This is a genomic window from Delftia acidovorans SPH-1 (assembly GCF_000018665.1).
GTDB lineage: Bacteria > Pseudomonadota > Gammaproteobacteria > Burkholderiales > Burkholderiaceae_C > Comamonas > Comamonas acidovorans.
In genome coordinates this window covers 5,969,044-5,983,254 of record NC_010002.1, presented here as the reverse complement: position 1 = coordinate 5,983,254, position 14,211 = coordinate 5,969,044, and the positions used below count along the sequence as shown (strand labels likewise).

Annotated in this window: 10 protein-coding genes; 4 read left to right on the top strand and 6 right to left on the bottom strand. The window is 66.7% G+C overall.

Annotation, left to right across the window (positions count from 1 at the left end; translation table 11 throughout):
- The first annotated feature begins 43 nt into the window (after nucleotides 1-43).
- Nucleotides 44-2,794, top strand: a complete 2,751-nt coding sequence (locus DACI_RS27260) for a bifunctional diguanylate cyclase/phosphodiesterase (RefSeq protein WP_012207188.1) — start codon at nucleotides 44-46, stop codon at nucleotides 2,792-2,794.
- Here DACI_RS27260 and DACI_RS27255 read toward each other — a convergent pair.
- Complete coding sequence (locus DACI_RS27255; protein ID WP_012207187.1) at nucleotides 2,769-3,671, bottom strand: DMT family transporter; 903 nt, start codon at nucleotides 3,669-3,671, stop codon at nucleotides 2,769-2,771. The two genes, DACI_RS27260 and DACI_RS27255, sit on opposite strands and share 26 nt — an antisense overlap.
- 136 nt (nucleotides 3,672-3,807) lie before the next feature.
- On the opposite strand from DACI_RS27255, the gene DACI_RS27250 reads away from it, so the two are divergent.
- Together DACI_RS27250 and DACI_RS27245 are read left to right on the top strand one after the other, a co-directional pair.
- Nucleotides 3,808-4,788: a quinone oxidoreductase family protein gene (locus tag DACI_RS27250; RefSeq protein WP_012207186.1), complete on the top strand. Its 981-nt coding sequence runs from the start codon at nucleotides 3,808-3,810 to the stop codon at nucleotides 4,786-4,788.
- Complete coding sequence (locus DACI_RS27245) at nucleotides 4,785-5,636, top strand: NUDIX hydrolase (protein ID WP_012207185.1); 852 nt, start codon at nucleotides 4,785-4,787, stop codon at nucleotides 5,634-5,636. Before DACI_RS27250 ends, DACI_RS27245 begins: the two co-directional genes overlap by 4 nt.
- Before the next feature lie 6 nt (nucleotides 5,637-5,642).
- Here the strand turns inward: DACI_RS27245 and DACI_RS27240 are convergent, their stop codons facing one another.
- The 4 genes from DACI_RS27240 to DACI_RS27225 all read right to left on the bottom strand — a co-directional run bounded on the left by DACI_RS27240 (nucleotide 5,643) and on the right by DACI_RS27225 (nucleotide 12,112).
- Nucleotides 5,643-7,307 (bottom strand): Na/Pi cotransporter family protein, encoded by a 1,665-nt coding sequence (locus DACI_RS27240; protein ID WP_013800898.1) that lies wholly within the window; start codon nucleotides 7,305-7,307, stop codon nucleotides 5,643-5,645.
- Nucleotides 7,308-7,565: 258 nt separating this feature from the next.
- Complete coding sequence (gene lspA, locus DACI_RS27235) at nucleotides 7,566-8,081, bottom strand: signal peptidase II (protein ID WP_012207183.1); 516 nt, start codon at nucleotides 8,079-8,081, stop codon at nucleotides 7,566-7,568.
- Between the two features lie 20 nt (nucleotides 8,082-8,101).
- On the bottom strand, nucleotides 8,102-10,957 hold the full coding sequence (ileS, locus tag DACI_RS27230) for an isoleucine--tRNA ligase (protein ID WP_012207182.1): 2,856 nt from the start codon (nucleotides 10,955-10,957) through the stop codon (nucleotides 8,102-8,104).
- Between the two features lie 105 nt (nucleotides 10,958-11,062).
- Nucleotides 11,063-12,112, bottom strand: coding sequence for a bifunctional riboflavin kinase/FAD synthetase (locus DACI_RS27225; protein WP_012207181.1), 1,050 nt, complete (start codon nucleotides 12,110-12,112; stop codon nucleotides 11,063-11,065).
- 157 nt (nucleotides 12,113-12,269) lie between these two features.
- Here DACI_RS27225 and DACI_RS27220 point away from each other — a divergent pair, with 157 nt between their 5' ends.
- Complete coding sequence (locus DACI_RS27220) at nucleotides 12,270-12,878, top strand: HNH endonuclease (protein ID WP_012207180.1); 609 nt, start codon at nucleotides 12,270-12,272, stop codon at nucleotides 12,876-12,878.
- 10 nt (nucleotides 12,879-12,888) lie between these two features.
- On the opposite strand, the gene DACI_RS27215 is transcribed toward DACI_RS27220, so the two are convergent.
- The gene (locus tag DACI_RS27215; RefSeq protein ID WP_012207179.1) at nucleotides 12,889-14,205 is read right to left on the bottom strand and encodes a tetratricopeptide repeat protein; all 1,317 of its coding nucleotides are present in this window, start codon (nucleotides 14,203-14,205) and stop codon (nucleotides 12,889-12,891) included.
- Nucleotides 14,206-14,211: the final 6 nt, after the last annotated feature.

Sequence of the window (14,211 nt, the reverse complement as noted above, 5' to 3'; positions counted from 1 at the left end):
GCCGCAGCCTGCCCATTCCAAACGCCATGCAGGGAGCCCGGAGATGACGGGCCAGCCCCATCAGACGGACTGGGCGGCGGCCGACCCCGTCCGCGCGCCCGGCCCGGCAGCGGCCGCAAGCCCTGCGGGCATGCGCCATACCCTGGCGCTGATGCTGGTGCTGCTGACGGTGGCCCTGGCGGCCGCCATGGTCTGGCTGCTCAGCGGCATGCGGACCACGGCGCAGGAAGAGGCTTCGCTGCGCCTGGTGCGCTTTGTGCTGGGCACCGAGGCGGCCATCAGCCGCAGCCTGGAATCCCTGGATGCCCTGGCGCTGGGCGTGGACGAACTGCTGGGTTCGCGCAACCCCGCATCGGCATCGCAGCCGCAACTGCAGGAAATGCTGCACACCATGGTGCGGCAGAACACGCTGGCGCAGCGCGCCTCGGTGCACGATATCCAGGGCCGGGAACTGGCCGCTTCGGGCGATGGCCCGGTCATCGACCTGCCTGCGCAGGCCTGGGAGCGCCTGGCGGGCCAAAGCCGCTCCCAATTGCTGGCAAGTCCACCCTCCGTCGCGCCGCAGGTGCCGGGTGGCGAGCGCATGCTGTACCTTGTGCGGCCCCTGAGCCGGGCGGAGCAGGGCGGCTATGTGCTGATGCAGGTGCCGGCTGCGGCGCTGGGCGCCGTGCTGGCCCAGGGCGGTGTGCTGGACGGCCTGGAGGTCACGCTGGAGCAGGGCAGCGGCGAGCTGCTGCTGTCCATGCCCCAGTATGGCGATGTCGCCGCTGTGCGGCTGCTGCCGACGACGTCGCAGCTGCCGTCCAGCGGCGTCATGCACATGGCTGCACGCCTGAGCCGCGTGCCTGCCCTGGTGGCTGCGCATCCGCTGCCCAAGGGCCATCTGTGGGTCACGGCCAGCCTGCCCATGTCCTCCGTGCTGGCCAGCTGGCGCGTTGCTGCCTGGCTGATGGTGCTGGCCGTGATGATCTTCGGCGTGCTGCTGGCCGTGCTGGGCTGGACCGTGCACCGCTACATGGACCGCCTGCATGCCGCGCGGCGCCAGGCCCAGCGGTCCGAGCAGTGGCTGGACCAGGCGCTGGACAGCATGGTCAGCGGCTTTCTGCTGCTGGATTCGCAGCAGCGCGTGCTGCGCTGGAACCGCTGCTACGAGGAAATGTTCCCCTGGCACGCGGACCAGCTGGAGCCTGGGCGGCCCCTGCAATCGCTGCTCGATTCCTGCCCCAGCGCCGTGGGTCTGGCGGCGGCGCCGGCGCAGGCCTATGAGGCCAAGGACCTGCACCGCCAACTGGTGCTGCGCCCTGGCGTGCCCTTTGAGCAGCAACTGCCCAGCGGCCGCTTTGTCCAGATGACGGCACGGCTGGCCGCCGAGGACGGCGTGGTCATCACCTACAACGATGTCACCGATATCCGGCTGGCCACGGCCGAGATCGAGAGCCTGGCCTTCTACGATCCGCTGACCAGCCTGCCCAATCGCCGCCTGCTGCTGGACCGCCTGGCCCAGGCCACGGTGCTGGCCGCACGCGAAGGCTGGACCGGGGCGCTGCTGTTCCTGGACCTGGACCAGTTCAAGATGCTCAACGACACGCTGGGCCACGAAGTGGGCGACCAGCTGCTGCAGCAGGTGGCGCACCGCCTGCGCAGCGCCGTGCGATCTTCGGACACGGTGGCGCGCCTTGGGGGGGATGAGTTCGTGGTCATGCTCTGCGAGCTGTCGCACGAGCCTGCCGAGGCGGCCACGCTGGCCCAGCGCATCGGCGAGAAGATCCTGGCGCGGCTCAACCAGTCCTATGTGCTGGGCGCCCACCTGCACCGCAGCGCCTGCAGCATTGGCGCCACGCTGTTCGGCCGCCAGCCGCAGTCGGCGGCCGAGCTGCTCAAGCAGGCCGACATCGCCATGTACCAGATCAAGGCGCGCAACGGCAGCGGTCTGTGCTTCTTCGATCCGCAGATGCAGGTGGAAATCCACCAGCGCGTGCGCATGGAAGGCGACCTGCGCCAGGCCCTGGCGCAGTCCCAGTTCGAGTTGCACTACCAGCCCCAGTTCACGCTGGCCGGCGAGGTCATAGGCGCCGAAGCCCTGCTGCGCTGGCGCCACCCCGAACGCGGCCTGGTGCCGCCCGGCATGTTCATTGCCGTGGCCGAGGAAAGCGAGATCATCGTGCCGCTGGGCATGTGGGTGATCCGCACGGCCTGCGAGCAACTGGCGATCTGGCAAAAGGATGCGCGGCTGCGCCATCTGCAGGTGGCCGTGAATGTCAGTGCCCGCCAGTTCCGGCACCAGAACTTCGCCTCCCAGGTCATCGAGCAGGTGCGCAATGCCGGCATTGCGCCCCATCTGCTCAAGCTGGAGCTGACCGAGTCGCTTGTGATCGAGAACGTGCAGGAGTCCATCGACAAGATGAAGCAGCTGCGCAGCCATGGCGTGTGCTTTTCCATGGACGACTTCGGCACCGGCCACTCCTCGCTGACCTATCTCACCCAGCTGCCGCTGAACCAGCTCAAGATCGACCAGTCCTTCGTGCGCCACCTGGGCTTGCGCCATACCGATGACGTGATCGTGCAGACCATCATCGGCATGGCGCGCAACCTGAACCTGGATGTGATCGCCGAAGGCGTGGAGACCCTGGAGCAGCGCGCCCTGCTCGCACACTACGGCTGCGAGTATTTCCAGGGCTACCTGTTCAGCCCGCCCGTGCCCATACGCGCGTTCGAGCAGCTGCTGGCCAAGGTGCCCGTGCGCACCGTGGCGCATGGCCTGCCCAAGGCTATGCCCGGCGCGAAGACACCATGATGCCGCCCACGATGAGCGCGAAGGCCAGCCCGTGGTACAGCTGCGGCGTCTGGCCCAGCAGCGGAATGGACAGCAGGGCGGTGAACAGGGGCATCAGATTGCCGAAGAAGCCCGCCACCGCAGGGCTGCTGCGCTGCACGCCCAGGCCCCAGAAGCGATAGGCCAGGATGGCCGGCCCGACGGCGATGAACAGCAGGGCGCCCAGCAGCGGCCACCCTGCCTGAAGGTGAAACCGTCCCGATGCGGCCTCCAGTCCCGTGAACAGGCCGGACCACATCAGGCCGAAGACCATTTGTGCCAGCAGAAAGCCCGACCAGTCCGCGCGCAGCTGTCCTGACACGCTGGTCCTGGACAGCAGCCACGTATAGAAGGCCCACAGGATCGTGGCCAGCACCATGAACAGGTCGCCCGGCACCAGCTGCAGCTGGCGCAGCACCTGCGGATCACCGCGCGACAGCACCACGGCCACGCCCAGCACCGACAGCGCAGCCCCCAGCAACTGGCGGCGGCTCACGGCAATGCCCCAGCAGATGCGGCCCACGGCCAGCATCCACACCGGCATGCTGGAGCCGACCAGGGTGGCGTTCAGAGGCGTCGATGTTTTCAGTGCCAGGTACAGCAGGGCGTTGTAGCAGCCGATGCCCAGCAATCCCAGCAGCGCGAACTGGCGCCACTGCGGCCAGACGGCGCTGTCCCGGCGCAGCACCCATCCCGCCAGCGGCAGCAGCAGCATGAAGGCAATGGCCCAGCGCAGGAAATTCAGCGCGAAGGGCGAGATCAGGTCATGGACCATGCGGCCCACGATGGCATTGCCGGCCCACAGCAGCGGCGGCAGCGTCAGGATGGCGGCGGTGGAAGGCTTCAGCGGCTGGCTCATCGGGATCATCCGGCTTTCGGGCTCGCCACTATAGGCGTTGCGCGCTCTTTGCGCCGGCCATGCGTTGCCGTCTTCCGCGAGGCGGGCCGAAACATGGCACGATGCCGCTCTTGTCGCTTTTTGCAGGAGTGCTCCCATGGGTATTGCAGTGCAGATCCGCCACAACGGCGGCCCCGAAGTCCTGGAGCTGGTGCAGGTCGCCGTGGGCGAGCCCGGGCCAGGCGAGGTACGCATACGCCACCATGCGGTGGGCCTGAACTTCATCGATGTGTACCAGCGCTCCGGCCTGTACTCGCTGCCCATGCCCTTGAGCCTGGGCATGGAAGGCGCAGGCGTGGTCGAGGCCGTGGGGGCCGGCGTGGAGCACCTGTGCGTGGGCGACCGCGTGGCCTATGCCAGCAATCCACCGGGCAGCTACAGCGAGGTGCGCGTCATGCCCGCCATGTGCGTGTGCCGCCTGCCCGATGCCATTGCGTTCGAGACGGCTGCCGCCATGATGCTCAAGGGCCTGACCGCCCAGTACCTGCTCAAGAAATGCATTCCGGTCGAGGGCCTGGCACCGGGTGATGCCGTGCTGTTCCATGCGGCGGCCGGTGGCGTGGGCCTGATCGCCTGCCAATGGGCCAGGGCCCTGGGCCTGCAGCTCATCGCCACCGCGGGCTCGGACGAGAAGTGCGCGCTGGCCCTGGCCAACGGTGCAGCCCATGCCATCAACTACCGCAGCGAGAACTTCGCCGAGCGCGTGCAGGAGATCACGGGCGGCCAGGGTGTGAAGGTGGTCTACGACAGCGTGGGCAAGGACACATGGGAAGGCTCGCTGGCCTGCCTGCGGCGCTTCGGCCTGTTGGTGAGCTTCGGCAACGCCTCGGGCCCCGTGGCGCCTTTCGCTCCTGCCGTGCTCGCGGCCAAGTCGCTGTATGTGACGCGCCAGACCCTGTTCTCCCACATCACCAGCCGCGAGGCCACCCAGGCGATGGCCGACGATCTGTTCGCCGTGGTGGAAAGCGGTGCCGTGAAGATCCATATCGACCAGCGCTATCCGCTGGCCGAGGTGCGCCAGGCCCACCTGGACCTGGAGGCGCGCAAGACCACCGGCTCGACCATCCTGCTGCCATGAGTGTGCAAAAGCGCCTGACTGATCCGGCCGACCCGGCCGACCCGGTCGACCCGGCCGTGCAGGCCTGGCTGGACCGCCTGCGCGCCGACACGCGCCAGCCCGCGCTGCAGCCGCGCCGGCCGTTGCTGGTGGCGGGGCAGGAGACAGGTTCGCTGGAAGACGGCCTGGCCGCGCTGCTGCCGGACGATGTGATGCATGCCCACGGCGTGGCACTGCGCCTGCAGGCCGGTCAATGGCATCTGCAAGGCCAGGGCGATGCCACGACCCTGCTCAACGCCCTGGCCCGGGTGCTGCGTGCCACGGGCCACAGCGGCCCCTGGCGCGATGAGCAACTGGCCGTGTGCAACGTCCAGGGCCAGCGCATTGCCACCGTGGAGCGCGGCGCCGTGCGCCCGCTGGGCATTGCCACCCAGGCCGTGCATCTGGTGGGCGAGACGGCCGATGGCCGCATCTGGGTGCAGCAGCGCGCCGACAACAAGCCCACCAACCCCGGCATGTGGGACACGCTGATGGGCGGCATGGTGGCCGCGTGCGATACCGTGGCCGAGGCGGTGGAGCGTGAAACCTGGGAAGAGGCCGGCTTGCGCGTGGCCGAGCTGCAGGGCCTGCGCCATGGCGGCCATGTGCTGTTCGAGCGCCCCAGCGACGAGGCCGAGGGCCGGGGCTTCATGCGCGAGCGCATCGACTGGTTCAGCGCCACCGTGCCGCCGGCGCTGGAGCCCGGCAACCAGGATGGCGAGGTCCAGGCCTTTGCGCTGATCGAGCGCGACCAGCTCGTCGAATGGCTCCTGCAGGGCCGCTTCACGCCCGAGGCCGCCCAGGTGCTGGCGGCCTGGCTGGGCTGGTGAAACGCTTCAGCGCGCCGTCTTGTTCAGTGCCGATTCCTTGAGCCGGCTGGGCGCCAGGGCGCCGGCCGATTCGAGGATGGGGTAGGCCACCGAGCACAGCAGCGAGTTGATGCGCTTGAGGTCGCTGATCAGGTCGATATGCAGCGAGCTGGTCTCTATGCTGGAGACGGTGTTGTCGGACAGGCGCGCCAGGTGGGTGGCCGAGTAGGCCAGCTCCAGGTCGCGGAAACGCGCCTTTTCCTCCAGCAGCTTCTGCGCCTCGCGCACATTGCCGTTGAGGAACACGCTCATCGCCAGGCGCAGGTTGTCCAGCAGGTGGTGCAGCAGCTCGCGGATCTCCTGCGTGCCGGCCTCGGAGAACTGGCGGCCCTTCTTGATCTTCTTGTCCTCAATGTCCAGCAGCACGCGCTCGATGATGTCGCCGATCTGCTCCATGTTGATGGTGAAGCTGATGATTTCCGTCCAGCGCTGGCCCTCGCGCTCGTCGAGTTCGGCGCGCGAGATCTTGGTCATGTAGTACTTGATGGCCGAGTACAGATCGTCCACCGTGCCTTCAAGCTCGCGCAGCTCCTGGGACAGCTTGAGGTCGTCGGTCTCCAGCACGCGCTGCATGCCGATCAGCATGGACTCGACCATGTCGGCCTGGTGCAGGGCCTCGCGCGCGGCGCAGGAAATGGCCAGCGACGGCGTGCTCAGCGCCGAGGGGTCGAGGTGGCGGGGCCTCAGCAGGCTGGTGGAACTGGCCTCGGGCTTGGGCAGCAGGGCCGTCACCCAGCGCGCCACGGTCTGCGTCAGGCCGATGAAGCACAGGCTGTTGAAGATGTTGAAGGCCAGGTGGAACAGCACGATGTTCTGGCCCTTGCCGTCGATCATCGGCATCACGTAGGTGGCCCACAGCCCCAGGAAGGGCGCGACGATGGCCACCCCCATGATCTTGAACAGCATGTTGCCGATGGTGACCTGGCGCACTTCGGTGCTGGACTTGGCCGTGGTCAGCACGGCCACCAGGCCGCTGCCGATATTGGCGCCCAGCGTCAGGCCCAGCGCCACTTCCATGGGAATCGCGCCCGAGCTGGCCATGGCCGCGATCAGCAGCACGATGGCCAGGCTGGAATAGGCCATCACGGCCAGCAGCGCACCCAGCAGCAACTCCATGAAGATATCGCTGGTGACCGAGCCCAGCAGGGTGCGCACGGCGGGGGCTTCCAGCAGCGGCTCGGTGGCCTCGACCACCAGGCGCAGCGCCAGCAGCATCACGCCCAGGCCGATCAGCACGCGGCCTATGCGCCCGGCCGTGGTGTCCTGGCGGGTGATGAACAGCACCACGCCCACGAAGATGAACAGCGGCGACAGCCAGGACAGGTCGGTGGAGAACAGCACGGCCATCAGCGCCGTGCCCACGTCGGCGCCGCGCATCACGGCCAGCGCGGCCGGCAGCGAGATCAGGCCCTGGCCCACGAAGGCCGAGGTCATCAGCGAGGTGGCCGTGCTCGACTGCACCAGCGCAGTCACGCCCAAGCCCGACAGCGCAGCCGAGAAACGGTTGCTCATGCTGTGGGCGAGCAGGTCGCGCAGGTTGGCGCCGAACACCCGCAACACGCCGGTGCGGACCATGTGCGTGCCCCAGACCAGCAGGGCGATGGCGGCCAGTAGATTGAGTAAGTGCTTCATGTGCTGTGAGCGGAGAAGCGGACCAATATAACCCCGGTCCCGGCTTGCGCGCAGGAGAGTCGGCCGCATGAGCGCACAGTTTGGTGCGAAATAAAGAAAATTGTAGAAATAAAACGAATCAAAAAGAATTTCGGTTGACCAAAAACGCACTCAGGAAAACCCGAGGAGAAAGCCCGTCGACACGCAGTTGGCGGCAGCCTCCATGAAAAAGCCCCTCGCAGGAGGGGCTGGGCTGGCTGTCGTGGCGTGCGCCGCGGATCAGGTTCTTTTGGCCCGCCGTGCGCGCAGCACCTCGTCCAGGATCAGCAGGGCCGCCCCCACGCTGATGGCGATGTCGGCGGCATTGAAGGCCGGAAAGTGCGAACGGCCCCAGTAGAAGTCCAGGAAGTCCACCACGTAGCCGTGCTGCAGGCGGTCCACCACGTTGCCGATGGCGCCGCCCAGGATGCTGGCCAGCGAGAAGCAAAACAGCTTCTGCCCCGGATGCTTGCGCAACTGCCAGACGATGAGCAGCGTGGCCGCCACGCCGATGCCCACGAACAGCCAGCGCTGCCAGCCGCCCGCTCCGGCCAGGAACGAGAAGGCCGCGCCCGTGTTGTGGGCCCGCACGATGTTGAAGAAGCCCGTGATCGGCGTCCAGTCGCCCAGTTGGTAGGCACCAAGGATCCACTGCTTGGTGAGCTGGTCGATGGCGATGATCGCCAGCGACCAGGCCAGCCAGGGCCAGATGCGGCTGTTGCGGGATTCGGGGACCGCAGCAAAGGTAGGGGTCATGGCAGCGCCTCAGGGGTTGATTACGCCTTGTGGCGCTCTTCGCCAGCACCGTGCAGGTTGCTGTCGCAACGGCCGCACAGGCTGGGGTGCTCGGGGTTGATGCCCACGTCGGCACGGTAGTGCCAGCAGCGGTCGCACTTGGCATGGCTGCTGGGTGTGACGGCGGCCTGCAGGGCCTCGCCTGCCAGGGCCTCGGCCGCCGAGGTGATGAAGACGAACTTCAGGTCGTCGCCCAGGCTTTGCAGCAGGGCCAGGTCTTCGGGCTGGGCCGAGACACTGACTTCGGCCTGCAGCGAGGAGCCGACCCGGCCTTCGGTGCGCACGGCCTCGATGTCCTTGTTCACCACGTCGCGGATCTCGCGCAGGCGCGCCCACTTGGCCAGCAGGGCCTCGTCACCGGCCGGCAGGTCGGTGTAGGTCTCCAGGAAGATGGACTCGCTGTCGCCGAAGACCTTCCAGGCCTCCTCGGCCGTGAAGGATAGGAAGGGCGCCATCCAGCGCAGCATGGCATGCGTGATCTGGTGCAGGGCGGTCTGGGCGCTGCGGCGGGCCAGGCTCTTGGGCGCGCTGGTGTACAGGCGGTCCTTGAGCACGTCCAGGTAGAAGCCGCCCAGGTCTTCCGAGCAGAACAGCTGCAGCTTGGCCACCACGGGGTGGAATTCATAGACCTTGTAGTGGGCCAGCAGCTCGGCCTGGAACTGGGCGGCGCGGGCCAGGGCCCAGCGGTCGATCTCCAGCAGCTCTTCGGTGGGAACCGAGTCCTGCGCAGCATCGAAGTCGCTGACGTTGGCCAGCAGGAAGCGCAGCGTGTTGCGGATGCGGCGGTAGGCATCCACTACGCGGGCCAGGATCTTGTCGTCGATGCCCAGGTCGCCCGAGTAGTCGGTCGAGGCCACCCACAGGCGGATGATCTCGGCGCCCATCTTGTTGCTCACGTCCTGCGGGGCGACGGTGTTGCCCAGCGACTTGGACATCTTCTTGCCCTGGCCGTCCACGGTGAATCCGTGCGTCAGCAGGCCGCGGTAGGGCGCGCGACCGAAGATGGCCGAGGCCAGCAGCAGCGACGAATGGAACCAGCCGCGGTGCTGGTCATGGCCTTCCAGGTAGAGGTCGGCCTCGGGGCCCTGGTCGTGGTGCATGTCGGCGTGCGTGCCGCGCATCACGTGCCAGAAGGTGGAGCCGGAGTCGAACCAGACTTCGAGGATGTCGGTGCTCTTGGTGTAGTGCACGGCCTCCTCGGCGCCCAGGATGTCCTCGGCCGTCACGCGGCTCCAGGCCTCGATGCCGCCCTGCTCGACCATGGCGGCCGCCTGGTCGATGATCTCCATGGTGCGCGGGTGCAGCTCGCCGCTGTCCTTGTGCAGGAAGAAGGGCAGGGGCACGCCCCAGCTGCGCTGGCGCGAGATGCACCAGTCGGGGCGGCCGGCGATCATGTCGCGCAGGCGGGTCTTGCCGTTCTCCGGGTAGAACTGGGTGTGCTCGATGGCCTCCAGCGCGATCTGGCGCAGCGTCTGCGCGGGCTTGTCGCCGGGCTTGGTGAACACTCCCTCGCCTTCGTCCATGCGGATGAACCACTGGGCTGCGGCGCGGTAGATCACGGGCGTCTTGTGGCGCCAGCAGTGCGGGTAGCTGTGGGTGATGGTCTTGGTGTCCATCAGGCGGCCGGCCAGCTTGAGCGCGTCGATGATGGCGGGCGTGGCCTTCCAGATGTGCTGGCCACCGAACAGCGGCAGCTCGGGTGCGTAGACGCCGTTGCCCTGCACGGGGCTCAGGATGTCTTCGCGCGTCATGCCGTTGTTCATGCAGCTGTTGAAGTCGTCCACGCCATAGGCGGGGGCCGAGTGCACGATGCCGGTGCCGTCATCGGCCGTGGCGTAGTCGGCCAGGAACACGGGCGAGACGCGGTCGAAGCCCTTGTCCATATCGGCCAGCGGGTGCTTGAACTGCAGGTGGTCCAGCTTCCTGCCCACGGCGGTGGCGACGACCTGGCCTTCGAGCTTCCAGCGTGCCAGACACTTCTCGACCAGGGCCGAGGCCACGATCAGCAGGCCGCGCTCGGTGTCCACCAGGCTGTATTCCAGCTCGGGGTTGACGTTGAGCGCCTGGTTGGCGGGGATGGTCCAGGCCGTCGTCGTCCAGATGACGATGAAGGCCGGCTTGGCCAGCGAGGGCAGGCCGAAGGCGGCCGCCAGCCTGTCGGGCGCGGCCGTGGGGAACATCACGTCCAGCGTCTGGCTTTGCTTGTCGGCGTATTCGATCTCGAACTCGGCCAGCGAGGAGCCGCAGTCAAAGCACCAGTACACGGGCTTGAGGCCGCGGTAGACGAAGCCGCGCTCCATGACGCGCTTGAGGGCGCGCAGCTCGGCGGCCTCGTTGGCGTAGTTCATGGTCTTGTAGGGATGGTCCCAGTCGCCGAGCACGCCCAGGCGCTTGAAGTCCACCATCTGCTGGGCGATCTGCTCGGTGGCGAAGGCGCGGCTCTTGGCCTGCATCTCGTCGCGCGGCAGGTTGCGGCCATGCAGCTTTTCGATGGCGTTCTCGATGGGCAGGCCGTGGCAGTCCCAGCCCGGCACGTACAGCGCGTCGAAGCCTTCGAGCTGGCGGCTCTTGACGATCATGTCCTTGAGCGCCTTGTTCACCGCATGGCCGATGTGGATCTTGCCGTTGGCGTAGGGCGGGCCGTCATGCAGGATGAACTTGGGCGCGCCGTGGCGCGCGTCGCGCAGCTTCTTGTAGAGCCCCTTGTCCTCCCATTCCTGGACCCAGCCCGGCTCGCGCTTGGGCAGGTCGCCGCGCATGGGGAAGGGCGTGTCGGGCATGTTCAGCGTGGCGCGATAGCCCGCATTGGCGTTGGGAGAGACTTTCGAATCAGACATGGAGAACCTTGAAAGCAGGCCAGAGCCCGGACCGTCTGGTCCAGGCACGGAAAAAGGGGAGGGAAGCCTGGTGCGCACCCGCGCCCGGGCAGGTGACGGAGAGCGTCAAATTCGGTCGCGCGTGGTCTGGCGACGGGTCTCTGTGTAGATGGGCGTGTGGATGGTGGCGAAGAACGCGCGCGCGTCATCGCAGTCCTTGGCGATGCCGGCGGTGAGGGCGTCGAGACTGTCGTACTTCAGCTCGTCGTGCAGTTTGTGCAGAAGTTCCACGCGGATGATTTTACCGTAGGCCTCTTCGCCTCCCGGCGCGCCGGGCCAATCGAGGCAATGCGTCTCCAGCAGGACGCGCCCGCCGTTGACATCAGTCGGGTCCAGGGAAGGGCGCACGCCGAGGTTGGCCACGCCGCGCAGCGGTCGTTCATTCAGGCCATGGACCAGCACGGCGAAGATGCCGCTGGCCGCAGGCTTCCAATGGTTGAAGCGCAGGTTCAGCGTGCGAAAGCCGTCGCCCGCGCCCTGGCGGCTTTCGGCCAGGCTGCGGCCCAGCTTGCGGCCGTGCACCACATGGCCGGAGATGGTGTAGGGATGGCCCAGCAGCCGCGCGGCGTCCTGCATGCGCCCCTCGGCCAGGGCTGCGCGCACATGGGTGCTGGACACGCGCAGGCCGTGCACCTCGTAACTGTTCATGCGGGCCACGTCAAAGCCCTGGCGCTGGCCCGCCGCATCCAGCATGGCGTAGTCGCCCGCACGCTGGGTGCCGAAGCGGAAGTCGTCGCCAACCAGCACGTATTTCGCGCCTAGGCCCGCCACCAGCACTTCGTCGATGAAGGCCTGCGGCGACTGGCTGGCCAGCGTCTGGTTGAAGGGCAGCACCACGGTCTGGTCCACGCCGCAGCGCTCCAGCTCCGACAGCTTGTCGCGCAGCGTGCCTATGCGCGCCGGCGCGATTTCAGGCCGTCCCAGGGTCTGGGCGAAGTAGTCGCGCGGATGGGGCTCGAAGGTCAGCACGCAGGTGGGCACGCCGCGCTGTGCAGCCTCGGCCGATAGCAGGGCCAGCATGGCCTGGTGACCCCGGTGAACACCATCGAAATTGCCGATGGTGACGGCACAGGCCGATTCCCGCCCTGGATGGTTGAAGCCTCGAAAAATCTTCATGAGACGCTTTGTTTTCAATAGCGGCTGGCACGCGCGCAGCCAGCGCAGGCTGTCAATCCGACATGGAAACAGAGTATATTGCCTCGATAAGGCCTGCCTTGCAGGCCCTGTGCACTGGCTGCATTCCCGTTCACTTTGGTGTCAGAGGAGGCGTGTCGTGAAGGTCTTGAAGCTGTCGGCCCAAGGGCTGCCCCAATCCTGGATCACGCTGGAGCAGGCGGCGCTGCATTACGCGGCGGACGATGTGCGCTGGGAGTCCGGCGGAGAGGTCGCCTGTTTCCGCGGTGGTCACAATGCCGTCACGGGCTGCCAGTCGGTCATCCACATCAACAGCATCATCGGTACGCGCGGTGCGCCTGCCATCAATCCGCACAGCCTGCAGCCCGGCCTGACCAATGGCAAGCTGTTCGCACGCGACCGCTGCATCTGCGCCTATTGCGGCCGGGTCTTTCATGAAAACGACCTCACGCGCGAGCACATCGTGCCCATCTCCGCAGGGGGAGGCCACCAGTGGATGAACCTGGTGACGGCCTGCCGCTCCTGCAATCACCGCAAGGGCGCCCGCACGCCCGAGCAGGCGCGCATGCCGCTGCTCTATACGCCCTATATACCCAGCCTCTGGGAAGACTTCATCCTGCGCAACCGGCGGATCCTGGCCGATCAGATGGAGTTTCTGCTGCTGCACGTGCCCCGGAGTTCGCGCTGGGCACGGGACGGATTCGCCGAGGGCGGTGGTGCGCCCACGCACGAGGTGGCGTGGGCTTGATGAAGGCCCGTCAGGCAGCGGTTTTGGTGGCCGTCACGACAAAGCCCTGAACCGGCTCGCCACCTTCCTGGCGCAGCACCAGTTCTTCCGTCGACACACTGAAACCGGCTTGCTTGCACAGTGCTTCGATATGGCTGCGCTTGTGGGCGTAGCGCTGGCTGGGTTGGAGGACCAGGTCGGGACCATCTTCCGGGGCGGTTTCGCAGGAGAAGATAAGTTCGCCACCCGTCTTGAGAATGCGTGCGGCATTGGGGATGACCAGTTGGGGGGCGCCAATGTAGATCAGCACATCGAGCAGGGTGAGTACATCGTATTCATTGGCTGGCGTGTTCTGAAGCGCACCCAACAGGTCCACATTGTGGAAACGGTCATAGACGCCGTGTTTGGCAGCTTCCTCGATCATCTTGAGCGAGCTGTCCACACCGATCAGATAGCCTTGCATCGGACCCAGGAACAGCCCCAGCAGGCCGGTACCGCAGCCCAGATCCAGCAGGTTGAAGTCCTTCTCCGGGTGGCGAGCAATCAATTGCCCTGCAACGATTTTCGGCAGTTGGTAGTTCAGGCCGAGAACCAGGTGCCTGTCAAAGCGCTCGGCCATCTCGTCGAACATGGCTTGGTGCATTCCCACCGGAATATGCTGGGGAGTCTCGGCCCGTGCCAGTGCCGCGTAGTAAGCCAGTGTGGCGTCCTGTGGGAATTTTTCCTCAAGGGTGCGGATATCGTCCAGGGCCGCTACGGGTTCGCCGCGTGCGATTTGAACCTTGATGCGCCCCATTTTGTAGACAGGCTGTTCCGGGAATTCATCCACCAGAGCGTTCCAAATCTGGAGTGCCTCGGTGTGTTCTCCCAATTCGCCCAGGTCAGCGGCCAGATGCTGCCGCAGCATGGCATCGTTTGGAAAAAGCTCCAGTCCCCGGCGCAGGTGCAGGACAGCCATTTCATGATTTCCGGCACGGTGCGCGATGTCCACGACGCCCGCAAGCACCTGCGGATTGCGGGGCTCGATGCGCGCCACCTTTTCCGCCATTTCAATGGCGAGATCGAACTGATCGCGACGTGCGCGATAAAGGGCCGTTTCCAGGAGGCCCGGGCCCCACATCGGGGCGAGTTCAACGCAGCGATCGAAAGCCTCTTCGGCTTTGGTCAGGTTGCCGGCCTTTTCTGCCATCAGCCCGGCCAGCATGAAGACACGGGCATCGCCTGGCATCTTGCGATGGGCCTTGTTCAGAGTCAGTGCGGCCTTCTGCAGATCGCCGTTGGAGATCTGCTGGCGAGCCATTTCCAGGTGCTTGCGGTTGATGTCGGCGGGGATGGAAGTAGCGCTCATGGACAG

What these genes read in the sequence shown, in the direction of transcription:
- DACI_RS27260 (WP_012207188.1), top strand. Translation starts at nt 44, where the DNA reads ATGACGGGCCAGCCCCATCAGACGGACTGGGCGGCGGCCGACCCCGTC.
- DACI_RS27255 (WP_012207187.1), bottom strand. Translation starts at nt 3,671, where the DNA reads ATGAGCCAGCCGCTGAAGCCTTCCACCGCCGCCATCCTGACGCTGCCG.
- DACI_RS27250 (WP_012207186.1), top strand. Translation starts at nt 3,808, where the DNA reads ATGGGTATTGCAGTGCAGATCCGCCACAACGGCGGCCCCGAAGTCCTG.
- DACI_RS27245 (WP_012207185.1), top strand. Translation starts at nt 4,785, where the DNA reads ATGAGTGTGCAAAAGCGCCTGACTGATCCGGCCGACCCGGCCGACCCG.
- DACI_RS27240 (WP_013800898.1), bottom strand. Translation starts at nt 7,307, where the DNA reads ATGAAGCACTTACTCAATCTACTGGCCGCCATCGCCCTGCTGGTCTGG.
- lspA (WP_012207183.1), bottom strand. Translation starts at nt 8,081, where the DNA reads ATGACCCCTACCTTTGCTGCGGTCCCCGAATCCCGCAACAGCCGCATC.
- ileS (WP_012207182.1), bottom strand. Translation starts at nt 10,957, where the DNA reads ATGTCTGATTCGAAAGTCTCTCCCAACGCCAATGCGGGCTATCGCGCC.
- DACI_RS27225 (WP_012207181.1), bottom strand. Translation starts at nt 12,112, where the DNA reads ATGAAGATTTTTCGAGGCTTCAACCATCCAGGGCGGGAATCGGCCTGT.
- DACI_RS27215 (WP_012207179.1), bottom strand. Translation starts at nt 14,205, where the DNA reads ATGAGCGCTACTTCCATCCCCGCCGACATCAACCGCAAGCACCTGGAA.